Source organism: Aeromonas sp. (assembly GCF_050633025.1).
Classification (GTDB): domain Bacteria; phylum Pseudomonadota; class Gammaproteobacteria; order Enterobacterales; family Aeromonadaceae; genus Aeromonas.
Genome location: NZ_JBODRQ010000201.1, coordinates 1 through 4225 on the forward strand (window position 1 = coordinate 1; position 4225 = coordinate 4225).

Genomic DNA, 4225 nt, shown 5'->3' on the forward strand with positions numbered 1-4225 from the left:
GCGGCGGTAGCGACAGCGGCGGCGGTAGCGACAGCGGCGGCGGTAGCGACAGCGGTAGCGGCGGCGGTAGCGACAGCGGCGGCGGTAGTGACAGCGGCGGAGGCAGTGATAGCGACGGTGGCAGCCACGATAATCAGGGTCAGGGCGAGCATGCCGGCGGAGAGCAGCATGGTGGAGGTGAACGGCATGCTGGTGGAGAAAAACATGCAGGGGGAGAACGCCATGGTGGTGGCCGCGGATTTGGCAATGGCGTTGATGACAACGGTGTGGATGCCATCGATGCCAATGGCAACAAGCTCAGAGGCGATGGCACAGTCGATGACAACGGCGTGGATGCCGTCGATGCCAACGGCAACAAGCTCAGGGGTGATGGAACTATCGATGACAACGGCGTAGATGCCGTCGATGCCAATGGCAACAAGCTCAGGGGCGATGGCACGGTCGATGATCGCCAGCAAGTGCTTACCGATGAGCAGGAGCGGGCGCTGCTCAACAACGGTTTTCGCCAACAGGGGCAACCATAATGCGATATCTGTTACCACTCCTCCTGCTCGGCCTCACTGGCTGCGCCACGGTCGACACTCCGCCGCTTTACCATCAGATGGATAAGGCTGATGTTCAACTGGCCAATCAGGCCCTTGCCAAGGCGCTGGAAACCCGCACCAAAGGGCAGAGCCTCACCTGGTTCAATCCGGCTAATCGTCACTCGGGTAGCGTCACGCCGCTACGCACCTTCCGCCATACCAGCGGGGAGTGGTGTCGCGACTATCGCGAGCAACTCTATATCGGCAAGGCCAGTCAGCAGTGGCAGGATACCGCCTGTCGCAATCAGCAAGGGCACTGGCGGCCATTGCGAACTTAGTGAATGCCACGGGGTAAACGAAAGGGGGTAGCAACGCTACCCCCTTGTCATCTTTACCGATCCGTTATCCGGGCGGTGAATACGCGGTTATACCCGACGATAGGGCAGGTAAACCGGCTCCCACATGTGGTTGAGGATATGCTGCTGCAGATCCTGCCCGATCAGCGGGTGGGACGGATCCCGGCGCACGATATCCTTGAGCACGGCGGTCGCCACATGCACCGAGATGCTGCGCAGCTCGCGAATGCGTGGATAGACGGCTCCTTTCGCCAGGTCTACCTCACTCACGCACTCAGCCAGCGCAAAGGCGGCAGTAGTGAAGACATCGGGTGTGATCTCGCGGATCTGGCTGACGATGGCCGCCAGACCTACACCGGGGAAGATAAAGACGTTGTTGCCCTGCCCGACCCGGAACTCCTGCCCCTCGTAGCTCACATCCTTGAACGGACTGCCGGTTGCAACGATGGCTTTGCCCTTGCTCCAGCGGTAGATATCTTCCGGCAGCGCTTCACAGTTGGCGGTGGGGTTGGAGAGCGGGAATACCATGGGACGCTCGCAATGCTGCAGCATCAGCTGGATGTGCTCTTCCTGGAAGGCACCGCCCGAGCCACTGGTACCCAACAACACGGTAATGGGCACATGACGCAGCACATCGGCCAGATTGGCCTTGCCGGGCACCTCGGTATCCCAGCCAGCCAGCAGCAGCCCCGGCTTGGCGTAGCGACGTTTGTACTCGTCGAGCCCGTCCCGGTTGTCGCACACCAGCCCCTGGGTATCCAGAATGTAGATGCGATCACGGGCCGCCTGCGGATCCATCCCCTCACGGATCATCCCCGCGCAGATCTGATCCGCAACGCCAACCCCGCCAGCGCCGGCACCATAGACCAAATAGTTCTGCTGGCCCAGGGTCTCCCCCTTGACCTTGACTGCACCGATAATACCGGCCAGCACCACGGCACCGGTGCCCTGAATATCATCGTTGAATGACGGCAGTGCCTGCTGGTAACGGGCCAGATTGTTGAAGGCATTGGATTTGCTGAAGTCTTCCCACTGCAGCACGGCATTGGGGAAGTGGCGCTTGACCCCCTGCACGAACTTGTCGATGAACTCTTCATACTCCTTGCCGCGAATGCGCTTGTGGGGGCGGCCCAGATACATGGGGTCATCGAGCAGTTTCTGGTTGTCAGTGCCGACATCCAGCGCAATCGGCATGCAGCAGGCCGGATGGATGCCCGCCCCAAGGGTATAGAGCGCCAGCTTGCCGATGGGGATGCCCATACCACCTACGCCCTGATCGCCTATCCCCAGAATGCCCTGGCTGTCGGTGACGACTATGATGCGGATCGATTTGGCATCGAAGTGACGGGCCTGACTGCCCATGTCATCCACGTTGTCCGGGGTGATGTAGAGGCCGCGCGGCTTCTGGAAGCGGTGGCTGAACTCCTGACACGCCTTGCCCACGGTCGGGGTATAGATGTAGGGAGTCATCTCCTCCACATGGCGTGACAACAGGGCATAGAAGAGAGTCTCGTTGCGATCCTGCAGGGCACGCAGGTTCTGGTACTTCTCGATATCGCTGCAAGCGCTCTTGAATCCCTCATACACTCGCTCGAGCTGGGCTTCAAAAGTTTGCACCTGAGGCGGCAGCAAACCATCGAGATCAAAATCGGCCCGCTCCTGTTCGGTAAAGGCTGTGCCCTTGTTGAGGTATCGATTGTTAAGCAGATCAGTGCCGGTCAGTGCAACGGGGCGAAAATCCTGTCCCTGTGCATCTTTCCACAGCAGATATTGTCCGGTAGCCATAGTCATTCTCTTTGATTTACGTGAAATTGCCGTTCGGCAGGAGAGCAAGACTCATAATGAAATCAATCATATGACGTTTATTCGATCGGTTTTGTGAGCTTGGGCATACCCTGCGGCCAAAATAAGCCCCGGCGGCCCTGACAAGGCAAATATTCACGGCAAGGAATAAGACTCATGTTAGCATTGCGGGCAGCCTGGCCCCTTCACCATATCACACAACAGGAGTGACTCTGATGCCCTCGTCTCTGCCAGCCTGCGCCCCCTTCTTCCTGCCATGCGCCTGATCCCGCTGCTTGCTCTGTGGCTATTTCTGACCTGCCAATCGGCTCTCGCCGCACCGGGCCGGGTGCTCAACATCATCGTGGGTGAATGGCCCCCTTTCGTCTCCGAGCAATCAAAACAGCACGGCCCGGTGGCTCACCTCATCAGCGATGTGTTCCAGGAAGCGGGCTATGAGGTGAAGTTCCACTTCGCCCCCTGGGGTCGGGTCTATTCGCTGGCGGCCAACAGCCAGCTCTACGATGCCACCGCCGTCTGGATGCACAAACCGGAGCGGGAGCAGGATTTTCTGTTCAGCGAAGCGGTGCTGCAGGAGCAGTTTGTCTTCTTCTCCCTCAAATCACGACAGTTGCAGGCCGAGCGCCTTGAGCAGATCATCGGCATGCGGTTGGGGGGCGATATCGCCTACAGCTACGGGCCCGAGCTGGACAAGATGGTGGCCGATGGCAAGGTAACCCAACAGAAAGTCACCGACGTGAAACAGAATTTCGGCAAGCTGCTGCGCGGGCGGATCGACCTCTATCCGCAGGAGCTGCGAGTCGGTCTGGCCGAGTTGCAGAGCCAGTTCGACCCCGCCAGCGCGGCACTCATCACCCACAGTCAGACCCCTTTTCTGCGCAACGACAGCTTCGTGATGTTCCCGCGCAAGATGCCGGATTCAGCCAAACTGCGGGATCAGTTCAATCAGCAGTTGCAGCAGGCCATCGCCAAGGGACGTTATCAGCGCTACTTCGAGCGACTGGCCCGGGGTGAATATTGACCTTGGCGAGGCAAAAACAGAGGGGATAAAACAACGGTGGCGGCCCTTTGTGGCCGCCACCTCTGTGATGCTTGTCAGCTGCTGGCTTTAGCCGCTGATGCCCACCTCCAGCTTGAACGGCGTCTTGGCCTTGCTGCTCTCGGCCGCCCCCATCTGGTAGACCCGAATGGTATAAGTGCCCTTGGCGGGCAGGGTCGCCTCAAAGTTGTTCCCGTCACGAGAGCCAACAAAGATCGCCTCCCCCTTGCTGCCCGGCGGCAGAATATTGAAGTAGGGCTTGCCGGTCAGGATCACCACCATGCTCTGCCCCTTGTTGGCGGTCAGCTTGTAATCGAGGGTCTGGTTACCTTGAATGGTGCCGTTGATAGTCGCCCCTGTCTCCCCCTTCTTGAACTGCACCTGCTGAGTTTTGATCCCGTCAGCAGCCTGCACTGACCAGGCTGAAACTCCGCCCAGCAACCCGACAGCACATACCGCAGCCAACAATGCTTTTTTCATATTCACACACCCTACTATTGAAA

The 4225-nt window shown here is 59.1% G+C and carries 4 protein-coding genes and 1 pseudogene; 3 read left to right on the forward strand and 2 right to left on the reverse strand.

Features of this window, described 5'->3' with window-relative positions; genetic code table 11:
• Both ACRAUW_RS17070 and ACRAUW_RS17075 read left to right on the forward strand, forming a co-directional pair.
• Positions 1–524 (forward strand): annotated as a pseudogene (locus ACRAUW_RS17070) (hypothetical protein); the annotation flags it as partial.
• Positions 521–862, forward strand: coding sequence for an RT0821/Lpp0805 family surface protein (locus ACRAUW_RS17075; protein ID WP_431363235.1), 342 nt, complete (start codon positions 521–523; stop codon positions 860–862). The pseudogene ACRAUW_RS17070 and the gene ACRAUW_RS17075, both read left to right, overlap by 4 nt.
• 87 nt (positions 863–949) lie before the next feature.
• Here the strand turns inward: ACRAUW_RS17075 and ACRAUW_RS17080 are convergent, their stop codons facing one another.
• The gene (locus ACRAUW_RS17080) at positions 950–2665 is read right to left on the reverse strand and encodes an NAD-dependent malic enzyme (protein WP_064339679.1); all 1716 of its coding nucleotides are present in this window, start codon (positions 2663–2665) and stop codon (positions 950–952) included.
• 274 nt (positions 2666–2939) lie between these two features.
• Between ACRAUW_RS17080 and ACRAUW_RS17085 the strand changes: the two genes are divergently transcribed.
• Entirely contained in the window at positions 2940–3704 is a 765-nt protein-coding gene (locus tag ACRAUW_RS17085) for a substrate-binding periplasmic protein (RefSeq protein ID WP_431363233.1), read from the forward strand.
• Positions 3705–3791: 87 nt separating this feature from the next.
• Here ACRAUW_RS17085 and ACRAUW_RS17090 read toward each other — a convergent pair.
• Positions 3792–4225 (reverse strand): hypothetical protein (locus tag ACRAUW_RS17090; protein ID WP_431363234.1); only part of this gene is annotated, 434 nt, incomplete at its 5' end.